Origin of the sequence: uncultured Sulfitobacter sp. (assembly GCF_947500075.1) — a bacterium.
Taxonomy (GTDB): Bacteria; Pseudomonadota; Alphaproteobacteria; order Rhodobacterales; family Rhodobacteraceae; genus Sulfitobacter.
Window position 1 is genome coordinate 717518 of the sequence record NZ_CANMQS010000002.1, and the last position, 18010, is coordinate 735527.

Annotated in this window: 17 protein-coding genes; 8 read left to right on the forward strand and 9 right to left on the reverse strand. The window is 60.2% G+C overall.

Annotated elements, in window-relative coordinates; translation table 11 throughout:
• Positions 1 to 8: 8 nt before the first annotated feature.
• The 7 genes from pstA to Q1A91_RS08525 all read right to left on the reverse strand — a co-directional run bounded on the left by pstA (position 9) and on the right by Q1A91_RS08525 (position 7320).
• Positions 9 to 1367 carry a phosphate ABC transporter permease PstA gene (gene pstA, locus Q1A91_RS08495; protein WP_299875676.1) on the reverse strand — a complete coding sequence of 453 codons (1359 nt, stop codon included), beginning with the start codon at positions 1365 to 1367 and terminating at the stop codon, positions 9 to 11.
• Positions 1364 to 2863 carry a phosphate ABC transporter permease subunit PstC gene (gene pstC, locus Q1A91_RS08500; RefSeq protein ID WP_299875678.1) on the reverse strand — a complete coding sequence of 500 codons (1500 nt, stop codon included), beginning with the start codon at positions 2861 to 2863 and terminating at the stop codon, positions 1364 to 1366. Before pstC ends, pstA begins: the two co-directional genes overlap by 4 nt.
• Positions 2864 to 2978: 115 nt before the next feature.
• Entirely contained in the window at positions 2979 to 4019 is a 1041-nt protein-coding gene (locus tag Q1A91_RS08505; protein WP_299875680.1) for a substrate-binding domain-containing protein, read from the reverse strand.
• Between the two features lie 182 nt (positions 4020 to 4201).
• Positions 4202 to 5251, reverse strand: coding sequence for an ATP-binding protein (locus Q1A91_RS08510; RefSeq protein ID WP_299875682.1), 1050 nt, complete (start codon positions 5249 to 5251; stop codon positions 4202 to 4204).
• A gap of 3 nt (positions 5252 to 5254) precedes the next feature.
• Positions 5255 to 5776: a gamma carbonic anhydrase family protein gene (locus tag Q1A91_RS08515; RefSeq protein WP_299875684.1), complete on the reverse strand. Its 522-nt coding sequence runs from the start codon at positions 5774 to 5776 to the stop codon at positions 5255 to 5257.
• Positions 5773 to 6426, reverse strand: a complete 654-nt coding sequence (gene gmk / locus Q1A91_RS08520; RefSeq protein WP_299875686.1) for a guanylate kinase — start codon at positions 6424 to 6426, stop codon at positions 5773 to 5775. The genes Q1A91_RS08515 and gmk overlap by 4 nt, the downstream gene beginning before the upstream one ends.
• A 3-nt stretch (positions 6427 to 6429) precedes the next feature.
• A complete protein-coding gene (locus Q1A91_RS08525; protein ID WP_299875688.1) occupies positions 6430 to 7320 on the reverse strand; it encodes a YicC/YloC family endoribonuclease in 891 nt (296 codons plus the stop codon).
• A gap of 227 nt (positions 7321 to 7547) precedes the next feature.
• On the opposite strand from Q1A91_RS08525, the gene Q1A91_RS08530 reads away from it, so the two are divergent.
• Positions 7548 to 8261: a PAS domain-containing protein gene (locus Q1A91_RS08530; protein ID WP_299875690.1), complete on the forward strand. Its 714-nt coding sequence runs from the start codon at positions 7548 to 7550 to the stop codon at positions 8259 to 8261.
• Between the two features lie 62 nt (positions 8262 to 8323).
• Here Q1A91_RS08530 and Q1A91_RS08535 read toward each other — a convergent pair whose 3' ends face one another.
• The gene (locus Q1A91_RS08535) at positions 8324 to 9694 is read right to left on the reverse strand and encodes a class II 3-deoxy-7-phosphoheptulonate synthase (RefSeq protein ID WP_299875692.1); all 1371 of its coding nucleotides are present in this window, start codon (positions 9692 to 9694) and stop codon (positions 8324 to 8326) included.
• Between the two features lie 195 nt (positions 9695 to 9889).
• Here Q1A91_RS08535 and Q1A91_RS08540 point away from each other — a divergent pair, with 195 nt between their 5' ends.
• Positions 9890 to 10894, forward strand: a complete 1005-nt coding sequence (locus Q1A91_RS08540) for a GlxA family transcriptional regulator (RefSeq protein WP_299875694.1) — start codon at positions 9890 to 9892, stop codon at positions 10892 to 10894.
• Here the strand turns inward: Q1A91_RS08540 and Q1A91_RS08545 are convergent.
• On the reverse strand, positions 10891 to 11940 hold the full coding sequence (locus Q1A91_RS08545; protein WP_299876167.1) for a PQQ-dependent sugar dehydrogenase: 1050 nt from the start codon (positions 11938 to 11940) through the stop codon (positions 10891 to 10893). The two genes, Q1A91_RS08540 and Q1A91_RS08545, sit on opposite strands and share 4 nt — an antisense overlap.
• A 232-nt stretch (positions 11941 to 12172) precedes the next feature.
• Here Q1A91_RS08545 and Q1A91_RS08550 point away from each other — a divergent pair, with 232 nt between their 5' ends.
• The 6 genes from Q1A91_RS08550 (at position 12173) to Q1A91_RS08575 (ending at position 17986) form a co-directional block, all read left to right on the forward strand.
• Positions 12173 to 13366, forward strand: a complete 1194-nt coding sequence (locus Q1A91_RS08550) for an ABC transporter substrate-binding protein (protein ID WP_299875696.1) — start codon at positions 12173 to 12175, stop codon at positions 13364 to 13366.
• Between the two features lie 135 nt (positions 13367 to 13501).
• The gene (locus tag Q1A91_RS08555; protein WP_299876169.1) at positions 13502 to 14284 is read left to right on the forward strand and encodes an ABC transporter ATP-binding protein; all 783 of its coding nucleotides are present in this window, start codon (positions 13502 to 13504) and stop codon (positions 14282 to 14284) included.
• An 84-nt stretch (positions 14285 to 14368) separates the two neighbouring features.
• Positions 14369 to 15187 (forward strand): ABC transporter ATP-binding protein, encoded by an 819-nt coding sequence (locus tag Q1A91_RS08560; RefSeq protein ID WP_299875698.1) that lies wholly within the window; start codon positions 14369 to 14371, stop codon positions 15185 to 15187.
• Positions 15188 to 15198: 11 nt separating this feature from the next.
• Positions 15199 to 15642: a hypothetical protein gene (locus tag Q1A91_RS08565; protein WP_299875700.1), complete on the forward strand. Its 444-nt coding sequence runs from the start codon at positions 15199 to 15201 to the stop codon at positions 15640 to 15642.
• Positions 15642 to 16652, forward strand: coding sequence for a branched-chain amino acid ABC transporter permease (locus Q1A91_RS08570; RefSeq protein WP_299875702.1), 1011 nt, complete (start codon positions 15642 to 15644; stop codon positions 16650 to 16652). Before Q1A91_RS08565 ends, Q1A91_RS08570 begins: the two co-directional genes overlap by 1 nt.
• Entirely contained in the window at positions 16649 to 17986 is a 1338-nt protein-coding gene (locus tag Q1A91_RS08575; protein WP_299875704.1) for a branched-chain amino acid ABC transporter permease, read from the forward strand. Before Q1A91_RS08570 ends, Q1A91_RS08575 begins: the two co-directional genes overlap by 4 nt.
• The last annotated feature ends 24 nt before the right edge of the window (positions 17987 to 18010 follow it).

The window sequence follows — 18010 nt, forward strand, 5'->3', positions numbered from 1 at the left end:
TCTCTCTCCTACCAGCGGCGTTCAAAGCGACGCCGCAGCATGACGGCGATGGCGTTCATGGTGATGAGGAAAACCAACAGGATAATGATACCACCCCAGGCGCGTTCGTAAAACGCAGGGTCGGCCCGTTTGGCCCATTCGTAAATCTGCGCAGGCATGGCGGAGTTGGGTGACATCAGCCCCTCGCCAATCGTCTCCGGCGCGTTGGAGGCGATGAAGCCGACCATACCGATCAGCAGCAAAGGTGCGGTTTCCCCAAGAGCCTGTGCCAGACCGATGATCGTGCCGGTCAAAATGCCAGGTGCGGCCAGCGGCAGCACGTGATGGAACACCGACTGCATTTTGGAGGCCCCTACCCCCAGTGCCGCATCGCGGATCGACGGCGGCACGGCTTTCAACGACGCGCGGGTGGAGATGATGATCGTCGGCAGCGTCATCAGCGTCAGCACCAGCCCACCCACCAGCGGCGCGGAGTTGGGCAGGTGCATGTAGTTGATAAACACCGCCAGACCCAGAATGCCGAACACGATGGAGGGCACGGCCGCTAGATTGGCAATGTTCACCTCAATGATATCCGTGATCCAGTTCTTCGGCGCAAATTCTTCCAGATAGATCGAGGCCGCCACCCCAATCGGCAGAGCCAGCACCAGCACCACCAGCATCATGAAAAGAGATCCGATCATCGACACGCCCATGCCCGCCGCTTCGGGCCGCTGATCCGAGGCATCGGCACCCGTGATAAACGCCAGATTGAATTGCTTTTGCAGGCTGCCTTCGGCCACCAGTGCGTCCACCAGATCGAGCTGGGCGGCAGAGATGTTCTTGTCATTGGCGATGGAGGCGCGGGTGACCCGCTCTTTGAGATACCCATCCACACGGCTTTGGGCGAGGAACTTGAACTCGACCGTTTCCCCAATCATATCAGGGTTTTCCAGCACGAAGTTGCGCAGATCAGCGGCAGCGCTCTTTGACAGGAGTGCTGCCATTTCCTTTGACTTGAGGTCGGTCTCGAACCCGATCTCCGCCACCTTGGCTTCCAGTGCCGCGCGCATCAGCGGGGCATAGCCAAAGGTGGACACCTTCTTGATGTCCGCCAGATCGCGGTTGCCCTTTTTGTCCAGTTTCTCTTCCAGCAGTTCGACTTCAACAGTCAGAAAAGTCTGCTGAAATGCGCCTGTGCCCCGCCCGACGATGGTGGTCAGCAGTATCACCAGCATCAGCAGCCCCATCGCAATGGCGAGGATGCCGTAGGCTTTGAACCGCGCCTCTGCCCGGTTGCGCTTGCGGGTGCGGGCGTCCTGTTCCAGCAGCGATCCCTTGCGGGGGGCCGGAGCTGCGCCTGCATTTTCAATCGGCATGTCGGTCATTCGTACTGCTCCCGATATTTGCGCACGATGTAGAGCGCCAGCACATTCAGCCCCAAGGTCAGGACAAACAGCGTCAGACCCAGCGCAAAGGCCACCAAGGTCTCAGGCGAGGCAAAGTTGGTGTCTCCGGTCAGCTGGCTGACGATGCGGGTGGTGATCGTGGTCATCGCCTCCAGCGGGTTGGCAGAGAAGCGTGCAATGGCCCCTGCCCCCAGCACCACGATCATCGTCTCCCCAATGGCGCGCGACGCCGCCAGCAGGATCGCACCCACGATGCCGGGCAATGCGGCAGGCAGGACGACTTGGCGCACGGTTTCTGAATGCGTGGCGCCCAGCCCGAAAGACCCATCGCGCAGGGATTGCGGCACCGCGTTGATGATATCGTCTGACAGCGAAGACACGAAGGGGATCAGCATGATGCCCATCACCAGCCCGGCAGTCAGTACCGCTGTGGCGCCGCTCATCCATTCCACACCCAGCAATCCATTGTCGCCACGACCAAAGACGTTCACCAGAAACGGCCCCACGGTCAGCAGGGCAAAGAGCCCGTAAACGATGGTGGGAATACCGGCGAGGATCTCCAGCAGCGGCTTGGCAAAGGACCGCACACTGCTGGAGGCATATTCACTGAGGTAGATCGCGGAAAACAATCCGATGGGCACCGCGACCAGCAGCGCGATGACCGAGATATACATTGTGCCCCACAGGAGCGGCAGGATCGACAGATCACTGTCCCCGCGAAAATTCGGTGCCCATTTGCCGCCAAAGAAGAAATCCGTCCAGGGGTGCATGCGGAAGAAGTTCATCGATTCAAACAGCATCGACAGCACGATGCCCACGGTCGTGAGAATCGCGAGCGAGGCGGCAAGCATCAGCAGCACCAGCACACCCCGTTCGACCATGTTGCGTGCGCGGAAGTTGCCGGTGCTCATCCACATCGCCGCGATCAGACCCAGTATGGCGAGGGCCAGCACCACAAATGCCATGGTGCCCGTCCCTCGCGCTGTCATCACGCGGTATTTCTGCGCGGCCTCCAACACCGGAGCGGCCACATCAGAGCCAAGCGCCACACCGACATCCGCCAGCAAAGCGCGCACATCGGTCTGGTCTGCCTCCAGCGCAGCCGCCGCATCGGCCGTCATTGCACCTTGCGCCACTGCCACATCCAGCCCATCCGCAACCCGGCGCACATCGCTCATCACCAGGTTCACCGATGACCCTTCGGCCACCATATCAGCGGGGATGAGGTCGATCACCGTGTTCTGGATCACCATCGGCTGGATCAGCATCCACAAGGCGGTGAGCAACAGTGCCGGAACTGCGACCATCATGCCCGCGAAATATCCGTAGTAGTTCGGGAGGGAGTGCAACCGCCGCGCATCGCCGGAGACCGAAGCCACCGCCCGGCCCCGTACCAGCACAAAGCCCGCCGCCGTCAACACCAGTACCGCGATGACCACAAAGCCAACCGATCCTGCGTTCAATAAACTGCCCACGTATCCCCCGATCTGACTGCGCGTGGCGCAGATCAACCCGTCCTTTGCTGTGCCGTCTTTCAGGCAAACAGGGCCGCCGAAGCGCCCCTGTCCGTTTCAAATCAAACCTGCGGGTTCAGGAACCACCGCCCAGAACCGCTTCGTCCGCGACAACACCCTGGGTGTCGGCCAGCTCTGGATCAGAAACCAGACCGTATTCCGCCAGAGGGCCATCGGGGCCCGCGATCTCATCTGCAACAAAGAATTCAGCGTATTCCTTCAGGCCGGGGATCACGCCGATGTGCGCTTTCTTGACGTAGAAATACAGCGGGCGGGACACAGGGTATTCGCCGGTTGCAATGCTCTCGGTCGAGGGGACGATGCCGGACATGGTCGCCACTTGCAGCTTGTCGGTGTTGTTTTCATAAAACGCCAGACCAAAGACGCCGATGCCGTCCTTGTTGCTGTCGATGCGGGCCAGCGTTTCGGTGTAGTCACCGTCGATGTCCACGGATTTGCCATCGGTGCGCAGCGCGATGCAGGCTTTCTCTGCGGCTTTCTTGTCGTCGCCCATGGCGGCTTTGATCACCTCGAAATCGCCTGTCTCTTCGCAACCGGCCAGGATCACCTTGTCTTCAAAGACTTCGCGCGTGCCGTGCTTGGTGCCGGGTACATACGCCTGAATGGGCTGCGCGGGGAACGCAGGGTTGACCTGATCCCATGTGGTGTAGGGGTTATCGACAAGCGCGCCGTCGACAACAACCTTGTCGGACACGGCGCGGTACCAATCCACGGGTGTGAATTCAAAGGTGTTTCCGTTGATATCGGAGGCAAAGACGATGCCATCATAGCCGATGCGCACTTCGATGATATCGGTCACACCGTTTTCGGCGCAGACCGCGACTTCGCTGTCCTTGATCTTGCGCGAGGCGTTCGCCACGTCGATGGTGTTTTCGCCCACACCTTCGCAGAACCGCTTGAGACCGGCAGAGGAGCCGCCCGATTCTACAACCGGTGTCGGAAAGTCGAAGTTTTCGCCGAAGGCTTCCGCCACGATAGAGGCGTAGGGCAGCACAGTGGAGGAGCCTGCAACCTGCACCTGATCACGTGCGGCAGCGGTGGTGGCAGAAAGGGCCGCAATGGCCAGCGCGGATGTGGTCAGTTTGGTCAAGGACATGATGTCTCCTGTCAAATTGGTCAGAAGATCACCCCCATGGTGATCCTGCCGCCCGTCTAGGCAGCCCGTGCTGAGCTTTTGTGACAGCTACGTTACAGTTTTGTGACACAGCGGATGTTTGCCAAAATTTGTCTAGAAACACGCAGTTTTCTGCAACCTGAGCGTGCTCTCCGGGCTATGCCTCAACCGGGATCCTGATCCAGCGGCAGAATCACCGAAAACGCAGCGCCCTGCCCCAGATCAGAGGCGATCTTCATCCGGCCCCGGTGCCGGTTGAGAATGTGTTTCACAATCGCCAGCCCCAATCCGGTGCCTCCCAACGCCCGGCTGCGGTGGCTGTCGGCACGGTAGAACCGTTCGGTGAGGCGCGGCAGGTGCATCGGGTCGATCCCCGGCCCATGGTCGCGCACGGTGATCCGTACAGCAGGGCCGCGCAGCGCCGGGTCGCGCAGACTGGTTTCGCTTATGATTTCAACGGCTTTGCCCGCGCCGCCGTATTTGATCGCGTTCTCCACCAGATTGGTGAAGACCTGCAACAGCTGATCGGCATCACCCAGCAACATCAGCGGTGTCTCCCCGAACTCCGGCACCAGCGTGACGTCGCTTTCCACCGCAAGCGGGTTGAGATTGCGCAACGTCCGCTGCAACACCTCTGTCAGATCGACACGGTCGGTCGGTTTGACCCGTTCTTCCGCCTCCACCCGGCTGAGCGACAACAGATCGCCCACCAGACGGTTCATCCGCCCCGCCTCCCCCGACATGATCTCCAGAAACCGGTCGCGGGCAGCCGCATCGTCGCGGGCGGGTCCGCTGAGGGTTTCAATGAACCCCATGAGCGAGGTCAGCGGGGTGCGCAATTCATGGCTGACATTGGCCACGAAGTCCCGGCGCATCTGGCCTGCCTGCGTCATATGTGTGACGTCCTGAAAGCTCATCAGCAGCACGCCGGTTCCTTCGATCTTGCGCAGGCTGACGTCATAGTTGACCTCTGCCTCAACCTCTCCGGCGACAAAACGCGCGGTGCGGGGCATACGGTCGGCAAGGCACTGCTCCACCGCTTCCACCAAGGCAGGCTGGCGCAGAACAGTGATGAAGTGACGGCCCAAAGCGCCATCGCCCAGCAGGTCTTCGGCAGCGGCATTCAGCGCGACAATACGCTCGGCCCGATCAATGCCGACAGTGGGAAACGGCAGGGCCGCCAGCACATCAGGCAGGACAGGAACGTTTGGCACCGCTCAGAGAGCTTTCAGGTCACGCGCGAACCGTGCGGCGTTTTCCGTGTAGTGCAGCGCGCTGGCGGTCAGCATGGCAATCGCCTGCGCATCGAGCGTGCGCACCACTTTGCCCGGCGCGCCCATGACCAGCGATCCATCGGGTATCTCCTTGTTTTCGGTGATCAAAGCCCCTGCCCCGATGAGGCAATTCTTGCCAATTTTTGCGCCATTCAGGATGGTCGCACCCATCCCAATCAGCGTATTGTCCCCGATCGTGCAGCCATGCAGCATGACTTTGTGGCCAATGGTGCAGTTCACGCCGATGCTCAGCGGGAAGCCCATGTCGGTGTGAAACACGCAGTTTTCCTGCACATTGCTGCCCGCACCCACATCAATCAGCTCATTATCGCCGCGCAGGGTCGCGCAGAACCAGACCGATGCGCCTTTGCCCAGCCGCACGTTGCCGATCACATTCGCATCTGGCGCAACCCATGCGTCCGGGTCGATCTGGGGGGAGAGATCCCCAAGGGCGTAAAGTGTCATGACAGATCCTCAAATTCAGTTTGCAGGCCGCGTACATGATCGTTCAATCCCGGCTGTTGGCTGCGTCTGAGCCGCGTCGCCGTGATGATGGAGCGCAACTGCGTTTCCGTCTCATCCAGATTGTCGTTGATCAGCACAAAATCATAGCCATCCCAATGGCTTATCTCATCCCAGCTTTTCTGCATCCGGCGTGCGATGGTCTCTGCATCGTCCTTGCCACGGCTCACCAGCCGCCGGTGCAGTTCAGAAATTGACGGTGGCAGAAGGAAGATCGACAGCGTGTGCTGCCCCAGCGCGGAGTTGCGGATCTGCTGCGCGCCCTGCCAGTCAATGTCGAACAGCACGTCATTGCCATCCTCAATCGCCGCCTGCACCGGACCCCGAGGAGAGCCGTAGAAATTGCCAAAGACATGGGCGTGTTCCAGCATATCGCCGTCATTGACCATGGATTTGAACGCGCTTTCCTCAAGGAAATGGTAATCCGCCCCGTCCACTTCGCCGTCCCGCGGCGCGCGGGTGGTGGCAGAGACGGAAAACTTCAGATCGCTGTCCCATTCCCGCAAACGCCGCGCCAGCGTGGATTTGCCGGCACCCGAGGGGGAACTGAGGATGATCAGCAGCCCCCGTCGGTCTGTTGTCTTCGCGCTCATCCCCTACTCCACATTCTGTACCTGTTCGCGCATCTGGTCGATCAGCGCTTTCAGCGCAAGGCCCACGGCCGTCAGCGCGCTGTTTTGCGCTTTGGAGCACAGGGTATTGGCCTCCCTGTTGAACTCCTGCATGAGAAAATCGAATTTTCGGCCAATCGGCCCCCCCTGGGCGATCAGGTCGCGCGCGGCAGTAACATGGGCACCAAGGCGGTCGATCTCTTCGGTCACATCCGCTTTGACCGCCAGCAGCGCCAGTTCCTGTGCGATGCGGCTTTCGTCCACACCATCGACGTTGTCCAGAACCCGCGCCAGATTGCTGCGCAGGGTCGCGGCCATCTCGTCCTTGCGGGCCTCTGCCAGCGTGGCGGCTTCGGCGGTGAGCTGTTCGACCTCGTCAAGCTGCCCGCCCAGCATCTCCACCAATGCTGCACCCTCACTGGCGCGCATGGCGTCGAAATCCTGAACCACCGCTTCAAAGTCGCTCAACAGGACCTTGGCCAATGCCGCCCCATCATCCTGCGTGACGCTTTGCTCCAGCACGCCGCGCAGCGCCACGATGTCAGAGGCTTTGGAGGGCGCAAGCGATACGCCTGCATCCATGGCTTCGGTCTCAATCCGGCTGAGCGCGGACAACACGCTTTGCAGCTGGGCCGCGTTTACCGTCATCGCCGCTGTGCTGTCCTCCCGGCTGAGCCGCAGGTTGCAGGTGATATTGCCCCGCGCGGCAGCCGTCCCGATGCGCTTGCGCAGGCCTGCTTCCAGCCCGTCGATCCAGTCGGGCGCGCGCACGCGGATGTCCAACCCCTTGCCATTGACGCTGCGCAGTTCCCAGCTCCAGCTATGGGGCGCGCTGCTGCCGGTGGCAGAGGCAAAACCTGTCATGGATCTGATCATTTGGAGCTCCGTTGCGCAGTCCACTCTGGCATAGGACCAAGCCCGCACAGGAGCAACCCCGCAGGCCGCTGTGCGATTAACCACATCTTCACATATCACCCCCGTCACTGCCCGGTTCGGCTATTAATACTTTGGTAACGGTAACAGCGTGTGTGCGCGGGCCTTGCGACTGTGGTGGGCCTTTGCGGTCCAAAGGAGCATGGCGGGAAGGAGAAGAGGGAAGCTTCATGGACAATCACCCCGATAAGGCGCAGAATGTGATTTCAATGACCCAGTATCAACCAGAACCGGGCTATGCGGTAATTTCCCAGGTCGAGGCCTATTGGGAAGCCCTGCGCGGTACGCGGTTGATACCCAAACGGTCCGAAGTCGATCCCCGCGGGATCGAAGCCGCTCTCGAATACGCCTTTATCCTTGAACGCATCGCGCCCGGCATCGCCCGTTTGCGGGTTGCGGGCAGCCATCTGACCGAACTGATGGGGATGGAAGTCCGTGGGATGCCGCTCACCACATTCTTTCTGCCAGATGACCGCCGGACGGTGTCAAATCTGCTGGAAGAGGTGTTTCAGGGGCCGGGTGTGTCTACCCTACGGTTGGACTCCGGCGGCGCTGCGGGACGCCCCTCCCTGGAAGCGCGGATGCTGCTGATGCCGCTGAAAAGCGATCTGGGAGACGTCAGCCGCGCGCTGGGGTGTCTGGTCAGCAAAGGCGACATCGGCGAAGCGCCGCGTCGCTTTGGACTGCAAGAACAGAACCTGCGCACGCTGCTCCCCCCTGAGGCAAGCCTGCCGGTGGATGATCCCACGCTCCGCGCGCCGCTGCCACCCCGGCCCGTAGAGGCGAAAGTACCCGGTTTCGAAGCCCCCGCTGTCGCATTTGACGGTAAAGCCAAAAAGCCCCGTCCCCCCTATTTGCGCCTTGTGAAATCTGACAAGTCGTAGCCAAAGAAAACCCCGCCAAAGCAAATGCTTGGCGGGGTTTCTTTATGCAGTATGATGGCCGGTCAGCCTGCAGCTTTGGCCGCAACCGCATCCCTGCGGCTGGACAGTTCTTCGGCCACAAGGAACGCAAGCTCCAGCGATTGGCTGGCGTTCAGGCGCGGATCACAGGCGGTGTGATACCGGTCGCTGAGGTTCTCATCCGACACATCCCGCAGGCCACCGGTGCATTCGGTCACATCCTGCCCGGTCATCTCAAAATGCACACCGCCGGGCACGGTGCCCTCTGCCGCGTGCACGCCAAAGAATTCCCGCACTTCGCGCAGCACGGAATCAAACGGCCGGGTCTTGTAGCCGCTTGAAGACTTGACCGTGTTGCCGTGCATCGGATCGCAGGTCCAGACGACCTCCGCACCTTCTTCTTTGACCGCCTTGATGAGACGCGGCAGATGCTCCCCAACCGATCCGGCACCGAACCGGGCGATCAGGGTCAGACGGCCCTGCTCATTGTTGGGGTTCAGGGTTTTCATCAGTTTCTTGAGGTCATCGGCGGTCATGCTGGGACCACATTTCAGGCCAATGGGGTTCATCACGCCGCGCGCGAATTCCACATGGGCACCCTCGGGCTGACGGGTCCTGTCGCCGATCCAGATCATATGGCCTGACCCGGCAATCCATTGCTGCGACAGAGAATCCTGGCGGCACAATGCCTCTTCATACTCCAGCAACAGCGATTCGTGGCTGGTGTAGAATTCAACCGATTGCAGCGTATGCGCGGTATCGGATGTCACGCCAGCAGCAGCCATGAAATCCAGCGTGTCGGAAATCCGGTTGGCAATCTCGCGGTACTTGTCGGCTTTTTCATTGTCGGTAAAGCCCAGCGTCCAGCCGTGCACCTGATGCACATCGGCATAGCCACCGGTAGAGAACGCGCGGATCAGGTTCAACGTGGCGGCGGCCTGTGTGTAGGCACGCAGCATCTTTTCAGGATCCGGAATGCGCGCCTTGGCGGTGAAATCCAGCTCGTTGATGATGTCACCCCGGTAGCTGGGCAATTCCACACCATCGACCACCTCTGTCGGGGCGGAGCGCGGTTTGGCAAACTGACCGGCCATCCGGCCCAGTTTGATCACCGGCACCTTGGCACCGTGGGTCAGCACGATGGCCATCTGCAACATCACCTTGAAGGTGTCGCGGATCATGTCAGAGCTGAACTGCTCAAAGCTCTCCGCGCAGTCGCCCCCCTGCAGCAAAAACGCCTCCCCGCGCGCGGCGGCGCCAAGGTGGTTTTTCAACCGCTGCGCTTCGCCCGCAAAGACCAGCAGTGGAAAGCGCGACAGCTGTGCCTCAACCGCGTTGAGGGCGGCTGTATCTGGATAATCAGGCATCTGGATTCGTGGTTTGTTACGCCAGCTTGATTTTGTCCAATCGCTCATCGTCTTCTCTCCGGTCCCAGGAACGCTATGTCAGCGCTATCAAAGACCTTTTCTATACAAAACCAATGCAGGCAAGGCCAGACATGAATGACAGGGTATTGACCTCGCTGAACGACAGGCGCAAAGATTTTCGTGCGGACCATATCAGACGGGTGTTCTCGGTCCGGAAACGAATGAATCCCGAAGGACCCGGCCATGTCCGACGTGCGCTCCGCCACACGTATCCATCCGGACACAGAAAAGCCCCGGCGCTTTGTCTTTGTCTTGCTTGATCAGTTCTCTTTGCTGTGTTTCGCCACGGCCATTGAAGCCTTGCGTATTGCCAACCGTATGGGCGGGCGTGAGCTGTATACCTGGCAGGTTGTCGGGGAAGGTGGTGAAAGTGCGGCCTGTTCTGCGGGAACGATCTTTCAACTCGACGATGATCTGAGCGAATTGAGCCGCGACGACACTGTGCTTGTGTGCAGCGGGATCGATGTGCAGGCCGCCACTACCAAAAAAGTGCTGGGATGGCTGCGCCGGGAGGCGCGCAAGGGGCTGGTCATGGGCGGTTTGTGCACTGCCGCCTATACACTGGCCCGTGCGGGGCTGCTCGACGGCAAGAAGGCGACGATCCATTGGGAGAACCAGGACAGTTTTTCCGAAGAATTCGAAGACGTGGAACTGACCAAATCGGTGTTTGTGGTGGACGGCAACCGTTTGACCACAGCGGGCGGGACATCGTCAATTGACCTGATGCTGAAACTGGTTGCTGAGGATCATGGCGAAGAGCTTGCCAATTCGGTTGCGGATCAGTTGATTTACTCCTCGATCCGGACAGATCAGGACACCCAGCGTTTGTCCGTGCCGACCCGCATCGGCGTGCGGCACCCGAAGCTGAGCCTTGTGATCCAGATGATGGAGACCAACATAGAAGAACCCATCAGCCCATCGGTGCTTGCACAGGATGTCGGGATGTCCACCCGCCAGCTTGAACGGTTGTTCCGCCGCTACCTCAGCCGGTCGCCGAAGCGGTACTACATGGAGTTGCGGCTGCAAAAGGCGCGCAACCTGCTGATGCAGACGGATATGAGCGTGATCAACGTGGCACTGGCCTGCGGCTTTGCCTCACCCTCGCACTTCTCCAAATGCTACCGCGCCCATTATGACACCACGCCCTACCGCGAACGCGGCAGCCACGCGACGCGGTTGTCGATTTAGGGAACCATCCGGTAAACGGCACCATTGCCCACCGAGATGAACCAGATCGACCCGTCAGGGGCTTCAACGATGTCGCGTACCCGGCTGGTTTCATTGGTTTCTATCTGCTCCACCTCAGTCAGCGGCGTGCCGTCCAGACGGGCGATGTAGTCGAACTTGAGCGAGCCCACCAGAATGTCGCCGCGCCAGTCGGGGTTGAGCTTGCCGGAATAGACCAGCAGCCCCGAAGGCGCCATGGACGGATCCCAATAGAGCGCAGGCTGCTCCATCCCGGCCTTGGCCGTCCCCTCCCCGATCTTCTGGCCAGAGTAGTGTTTGCCATAGGAAATCACCGGCCAGCCGTAGTTAGCGCCGGCCTTCACCGCGTTGACTTCATCCCCGCCGCGCGCCCCATGTTCCGACACCCACAGGTTGCCTTGCAGGTCCAACCCGGCGCCTTGTGGGTTGCGGTGCCCGAAGGACCAGATCTCCGGCAGGACGTCAGCCCGGCCCACGAACGGGTTGTCGGCAGGCACCTGCCCGTCCCGCGTCACCCGCACCACGCTGCCGTTGTGCCGCAGGGTGTCCTGCGCGGAGGGACGGTCCCCCCGGTCGCCAATGGTGACGAACAAGGTGCCATCCCGCGCCTCGACAACCCGGCTGCCAAAGTGACGCCCGCCGCTGCTGCCCGGTTTCATGGCAAAAAGCTCAGTCACGTCTTCAAGCCGCGTGCCGTCGGTCGAAAGGTCAGCCCGGATCAAAGCGGTCCCGCTGCCTGACCCCTGGGGCTTGGAATAGGTGATGAACACCGTGCGCGTGGTGTCGAAATCGGCGGCAAGGGTCACATCCAGCAACCCGCCCTGCCCGCGCGTCGCCACAGGGGGCACGCCGGCAACCTCGGTCACGGTCCCGTCAGTCACATGCAGCAAAACGCCGTCTTTCAATGTGATCAGCGCCCCGCCACCGGGCAAGGGGGCCACGGCCCAGGGTGTGTCCAGACCCGTCACCAGCGGCGTGATTGAGATGTCGGCGGCGGCCGCGGGCGCGCATGCCACGCCCAGAAGCATGCCAGCTGAACACACCACGCCTGAGAAACCCTTCAAGATCGACATGAGCCCTGCCCTCTGCTGTCTGCGGTTACCTGTCTGATCAAAGGTATGGTTTGAGCGCAGAATTTCCAGACTGATCCTTTCACAGCGACGTCAGGACAAGAGGCGTTGGCGGAAAAATGGCTTTTCTTTTTCAAGGGCTTTGCTTACCGTCTTCGGCGAACAATACGTTCCAATATGGGAGATACACATGAAAAAGATGCTATTGGCCACAACGGCCGCAGCACTCATTGCAACTGGTGCCCTGGCGGGCGGCCATGCGAAAGAAGTCAAACTGGGCATTGAATTTGGTTTCACCGGTCCGATTGAATCGCTCAGCGGTCCGATGGCCATGGGTGCCGAACTGGCGATGAAAGAAGCCACCGACAGCGGCATGCTGCTGGATGCGGCGACAGTGACGCCAATCCGTGCGGATTCCGGCTGCATCGACAACGGTCTGGCGGTGGCCTCTGCCGAACGTCTGATCGCGGAAGGCATCAACGGGTTGATCGGCGCGGATTGCTCCGGTGTGACAGGCGCTGTGCTGCAAAACGTCGCGATTCCAAACGGTATGGTGATGATCTCACCCTCCGCCACATCGCCCGGTCTGAGCACCATGGAAGACAACGGCCTGTTCTTCCGCACCTCCCCATCCGACGCGCGTGAAGGTCAGGTGATGGCGGAAATCCTTCAGGAGCGTGGCATCAACTCCATCGCCCTGACCTATACCAACAACGACTATGGCAAGGGTCTGGCGGATGCGATTGAATCCTCCTTCAAGGCGGTTGGCGGCGAAGTGACTATCGTTGCGGCCCATGAAGACGGCAAGGCAGACTACTCTGCCGAAGTCGGCGCGCTGGCTTCTGCCGGTGGCGACCTGCTGGTTGTTGCGGGCTACCTTGATCAGGGTGGTGCAGGCATCATCAAATCCGCCCTGGACGCAGGCGCCTGGGACACCTTCGGTCTGCCCGGCGGCATGATTGGTGAAAACCTGCCCAAGAACATCGGCCCGGATCTGAACGGCTCCTTCGGTCAGATTGCAGGCTCTCAGGGCAACGGCATCGACACCTTTGTGGCGATGGCCAAGGACGCCGGTTTTGACGGCACCTCCCCTTACGCGCCCGAAGCCTATGACGCGGCCGCGCTGTTCTTGATGGCGATGCAGGCGGCGGACAGCACCGATCCGGCGGATTACAAGGACAAGATCCTCGAAGTGGCCAACGCGCCCGGCGAAAAGATCTATCCCGGTGAGCTGGCCAAGGCGTTTGAGCTGATCAAGGCAGGCACCGATGTAGATTACGTCGGCGCGTCAGCGGTTGAGCTGATTGGCCCCGGCGAATCCGCAGGCACCTACCGCATGATCGAAGTCAAAGACGGCAAGAACGAAACCATCGGTTTCAAGTAAGTCAGGCCCGCCTGACTGGATGCAGCCCGCGTAAAACGTGGGCTGCATTTGCATAACGATCAGCAAAAAGCTGACGGGCTGTTTCGGCAACCACTGGGACACGGGGAACACGCGATGGGTCAGCAGACCGACAAGATGATCGTCGTCGACGATCTGCATAAGCACTTTGGCGGCTTTCATGCGGTTGATGGGGCATCGCTCAGCATCGAACGGGGGTCGATCACCGGATTGATCGGTCCCAATGGTGCGGGAAAAACCACACTTTTCAACGTGATCGCGGGCGTTCTTCAACCAACCTCCGGCACGGTCCACATGGACGGTGAGAACATCACCGGCCTTGCCCCGCATGATTTGTTTCACAAGGGATTGCTGCGCACCTTTCAGATTGCCCATGAATTCCACTCGATGTCCTGTCGCGAGAACCTGATGATGGTTCCCGGCGGCCAGTCGGGAGAGACGTTGTGGAACACATGGTTCGGGCGAAAACGCATCGCGGATGAGGAACGCGCGCTGAAGGCGAAAGCCGATGAAGTGCTGGAGTTTCTGACCATCGAACATCTGGCCGAACAAAAGGCCGGGCAAATCTCCGGTGGGCAGAAAAAGCTGCTGGAGCTGGGCCGCACGATGATGGTGGATGCCAAGATCGTCTTTCTGGACGAAGTGGGCGCCGGCGTGAACCGCACGCTGCTGAACACCATTGGGGATGCGATCATCCGCCTGAACAAGGAACGCGACTATACCTTCGTGGTGATCGAACACGACATGGATTTCATCGGCCGTCTGTGTGATCCGGTGATCTGTATGGCCGAAGGCCACGTGCTGGCCGAAGGCACGCTGGATGAGATCAAAGCGAACGAGCAGGTGATCGAGGCGTATCTGGGGACTGGGTTGAAGAATAAAGACAAGGTGGGCGCATGAGCATGCAGCAGCGCACGCGCGTCTGTCGTCGGACCGGGGGCCAGCCCCCGGACCCCCGAGGGATTTATGAAAGGATGAAGCGGGATGTCTGATGCCTATGGCGACCGTGGCAACAAGGATGCCTCCATTACCAATCCCAAGGGCATGGGCAGCCGGATACCCGAGGCGAGCGGCGAAAGCTTCGCCTCCCCCGGTGGGCCGTTCCTGATTGGGGAGAACATGACCGCAGGCTATGGCGCGGGACCGGACATTCTGCATGATTGCACCATTGCCGTCGATCAGGGCGAGATCGCCGTGATCGTGGGCCCCAATGGCGCGGGGAAATCGACGGGGATGAAGGCGGTCTTTGGCATGCTCGACATGCGGCAAGGTCACGTGCGGCTGGATGGCGAGGATATTACCGGTTTGTCCCCGCAGGACCGGGTGGCCAAGGGCATGGGGTTTGTGCCGCAGACCTCGAATATCTTCACCTCCATGACGGTGGAGGAAAATCTGGAGATGGGCGCCTTCATCCGCACCGATGATTTCTCCGATACGATGGCGCAGGTCTATGACCTGTTCCCGATCCTCAAGGAGAAGCGCTTGCAGGCAGCGGGCGAATTGTCAGGTGGTCAGCGCCAGCAGGTCGCAGTGGGCCGCGCGTTGATGACGCAACCCAAGGTGCTGATGCTGGATGAGCCGACGGCCGGCGTGTCGCCCATTGTGATGGATGAGCTGTTTGACCGGATCATTGAGGTCGCGCGCACGGGGATCCCCATTCTGATGGTGGAGCAGAACGCGCGGCAGGCGTTGGAGATTGCGGACAAGGGGTATGTGCTGGTGCAGGGCGCGAATGCGTATTCGGGGACGGGCAAGGAACTGCTGGCCGATCCTGAGGTACGTAAGAGCTTTTTGGGGGGATGAGGATGGGATTAATGACCAGAAACCCCGCATGTGCTTTTTCCCTTGGCGTTGCAGCATGCGTGTCGACAGGAGTTTCTGCGTCCGACACCGTGCAACAGGACGAGAAATACAAGTGTTTCCTATCTAGTCTCGCAGCGACCGGTGGCGAAATTACCGAGCCACCGTCAATGGATGACTACACACCATTCGGTTTTCTGCGGATGTCGGTGCAAAAGGAGCCTAATCGCTTTGGGTTTGTATCAAGTTTGGGAACAACAGTTGGCATCGGTGAGCGTCAGGCGGCGGCCGGACCGAATGGGAGGAGGTGGGTGATCACGAACTGGAGATCGGAACACAGCAATGGGCCGCAACTCACTTTGGCAACCTTCTTTGAAAGCAATGCAATTTTGGTTTCAGTTGCAGCTGGGGGATCCGGACACGTTACATTCGAAGGCATGTGCGAGGTAATCGAATAATGGACTTCCTAAACGCCCTCATCGCCTTCGCGAACTTCGTCTTCATCCCCGGCGTCGCCTACGGCTCGCAACTCGCCCTCGGCGCGCTCGGCGTCACCTTGGTCTACGGCATCCTGCGGTTTTCGAACTTCGCCCACGGGGACACCATGGCGATGGGCGCCATGGCGACGGTCCTCATAACATGGCTCTTCCAAAGCTGGGGCATCTCACTGGGCCCACTGCCCACCGCCCTGCTCGCCCTGCCCTTCGGTATCCTCTTCGCCATCGGCTTGCTTCTGGGCACGGACCGGATGATCTACCGCTTTTACCGCGTGCAAAAGGCGAAGCCGGTGATCCTTGTGATCGTCAGCCTTGGGATCACCTTCATTTACAATGGCCTGACCCGCTTCGTCATTGGTGCGGACGATCAGAACTTCTTTGACGGCCAACGCTTCATCATCTCCGCGCGGGAGTTCAAGGCCAGCACCGGCCTGCCTGAAGGGCTGTCGTTCAAGACGACGCAAGGCATCACCATCGTGACGGCGATCATCGTTGTGGCAGCACTTTTCTGGTTCCTGAACAAGACGCGCGCAGGCAAGTCCATGCGCGCCTATTCCGACAATGAGGATCTGGCGCTGCTGTCGGGGATCAATCCCGAACGTGTGGTGATGATCACATGGATCATCGTGGCCAGCCTCGCCACCATTGCAGGCGTGCTCTACGGCCTTGATAAGTCCTTCAAACCCTTCACCTATTTCCAACTGCTGCTGCCGATCTTTGCCGCCGCCATCGTGGGGGGCTTGGGCAATCCGCTGGGGGCAATTGCAGGTGGGTTCGTGATCGCTTTCTCCGAAGTCACGATCACCTATGCGTGGAAAAAGGTGCTGGTGTACCTCATGCCCGAACCGCTTGAGCCGTCGGGCCTCGTGCAGCTTCTCAGCACGGACTACAAATTCGCCGTCAGCTTCGTGATCCTGTTGATCGTGTTGCTGTTTAAACCCACGGGACTGTTCAAGGGGCAATCGGTATGAGCGAGACTGTCAGAAACACGGTGCTGTTCGGGTTAATGGCCTTTCTCATCGCCGGTGTGGTGGTTGTTCAGGGCTGGAACTCAGCGCTGCTGATCATCGCGATGGGGCTGATTTCCAGCATCATGGCGCTTGGCGTCAACCTGCAATGGGGATTTGCGGGGTTGTTCAACGTCGGCATCATGGGGTTTGTCGCCCTTGGCGGCCTGGCTGCGATTATCGTCGGGATGCCGTCGACGCCGGGTGCGATGTCCGCAGGCGGGTTCATCGTGCTTGGCGCGCTGGCGCTTGGAGCTGCGACCATCGCATTGGCGATCTACACCTACCGACGCATGCCCCCCGGCTGGGGACGCACACTGGCCATGCTCGTCATCATCGTTGCGGGGTTTTTCATCTTCCGGGGCGTGCTGGACCCGGCTGTTGACCGGATCGAAGACATCAACCCTGCGCAGACCGGATACCTTGGCGGGATCAATCCCCGCTGGGCTGAATTCGGTGTGGATGCGGATCTGTTCATGTTGCTGGCCTGGCCTTTGGGCGGCCTGTTTGCGGCCGCTGCGGCCTGGGTCATCGGAAAGACGGCTTTGGGGCTGCGCTCGGACTATCTGGCGATTGCCACGCTGGGCATTGCGGAAATCATCATCGCCGTGATGAAGAACGAGGATTGGCTGACGCGGGGCGTCAAGAACGTGATCGGCATCCCCCGCCCTGTGCCCTATGAGGTCACGCTCCAGAACGATCCGGCATTTGTGGAGCGCGCGGCAGGTTGGGGCCTGAGCCCGGTTGAAGCCTCAACGCTTTGGGTCAAGGTGTGCTACATCGTGCTGTTCGCTGTGGTGCTGGTCCTGCTCATGTGGATGAGCCAGCGCGCGCTGCATTCGCCCTGGGGCCGGATGTTGCGGGCGATCCGCGACAATGAAACCGCCGCCGAGGCGATGGGCAAGGACGTCAAGGCGCGGCACTTGCAGGTGTTCATTCTGGGCTCCGCCATCTGCGGCATCGCGGGGGCAATGATGACGACAATGGACGGGCAATTGACCCCCGGCACCTACCAGCCGCTGCGGTTCACTTTTCTGATTTGGGTAATGGTGATTGTAGGTGGCTCTGGCAACAACCTCGGCTCTGTCCTCGGGGGGTTCCTGATCTGGTTCCTCTGGGTGCAGGTGGAGCCGATGGGGTTGGGGTTGATGAACCTGATCACGGCCGGCATGGAAGAAGGATCGGCGTTGAAAGAACACCTCATTGAATCTGCCGCGCACATGCGGCTGCTCACGATGGGTCTGGTGCTGCTCCTGGTGCTCAGGTTCTCCCCCCGCGGATTGATCCCCGAAAAGTAGGGTGCGCATTCACTGCGCACCACC

What these genes read in the sequence shown, in the direction of transcription:
- pstA (WP_299875676.1), bottom strand. Translation starts at nt 1,367, where the DNA reads ATGACCGACATGCCGATTGAAAATGCAGGCGCAGCTCCGGCCCCCCGC.
- Q1A91_RS08505 (WP_299875680.1), bottom strand. Translation starts at nt 4,019, where the DNA reads ATGTCCTTGACCAAACTGACCACATCCGCGCTGGCCATTGCGGCCCTT.
- Q1A91_RS08515 (WP_299875684.1), bottom strand. Translation starts at nt 5,776, where the DNA reads ATGACACTTTACGCCCTTGGGGATCTCTCCCCCCAGATCGACCCGGAC.
- gmk (WP_299875686.1), bottom strand. Translation starts at nt 6,426, where the DNA reads ATGAGCGCGAAGACAACAGACCGACGGGGGCTGCTGATCATCCTCAGT.
- Q1A91_RS08525 (WP_299875688.1), bottom strand. Translation starts at nt 7,320, where the DNA reads ATGATCAGATCCATGACAGGTTTTGCCTCTGCCACCGGCAGCAGCGCG.
- Q1A91_RS08530 (WP_299875690.1), top strand. Translation starts at nt 7,548, where the DNA reads ATGGACAATCACCCCGATAAGGCGCAGAATGTGATTTCAATGACCCAG.
- Q1A91_RS08535 (WP_299875692.1), bottom strand. Translation starts at nt 9,694, where the DNA reads ATGAGCGATTGGACAAAATCAAGCTGGCGTAACAAACCACGAATCCAG.
- Q1A91_RS08540 (WP_299875694.1), top strand. Translation starts at nt 9,890, where the DNA reads ATGTCCGACGTGCGCTCCGCCACACGTATCCATCCGGACACAGAAAAG.
- Q1A91_RS08545 (WP_299876167.1), bottom strand. Translation starts at nt 11,940, where the DNA reads ATGCTTCTGGGCGTGGCATGCGCGCCCGCGGCCGCCGCCGACATCTCA.
- Q1A91_RS08550 (WP_299875696.1), top strand. Translation starts at nt 12,173, where the DNA reads ATGAAAAAGATGCTATTGGCCACAACGGCCGCAGCACTCATTGCAACT.
- Q1A91_RS08555 (WP_299876169.1), top strand. Translation starts at nt 13,502, where the DNA reads ATGATCGTCGTCGACGATCTGCATAAGCACTTTGGCGGCTTTCATGCG.
- Q1A91_RS08560 (WP_299875698.1), top strand. Translation starts at nt 14,369, where the DNA reads ATGTCTGATGCCTATGGCGACCGTGGCAACAAGGATGCCTCCATTACC.
- Q1A91_RS08565 (WP_299875700.1), top strand. Translation starts at nt 15,199, where the DNA reads ATGACCAGAAACCCCGCATGTGCTTTTTCCCTTGGCGTTGCAGCATGC.
- Q1A91_RS08570 (WP_299875702.1), top strand. Translation starts at nt 15,642, where the DNA reads ATGGACTTCCTAAACGCCCTCATCGCCTTCGCGAACTTCGTCTTCATC.
- Q1A91_RS08575 (WP_299875704.1), top strand. Translation starts at nt 16,649, where the DNA reads ATGAGCGAGACTGTCAGAAACACGGTGCTGTTCGGGTTAATGGCCTTT.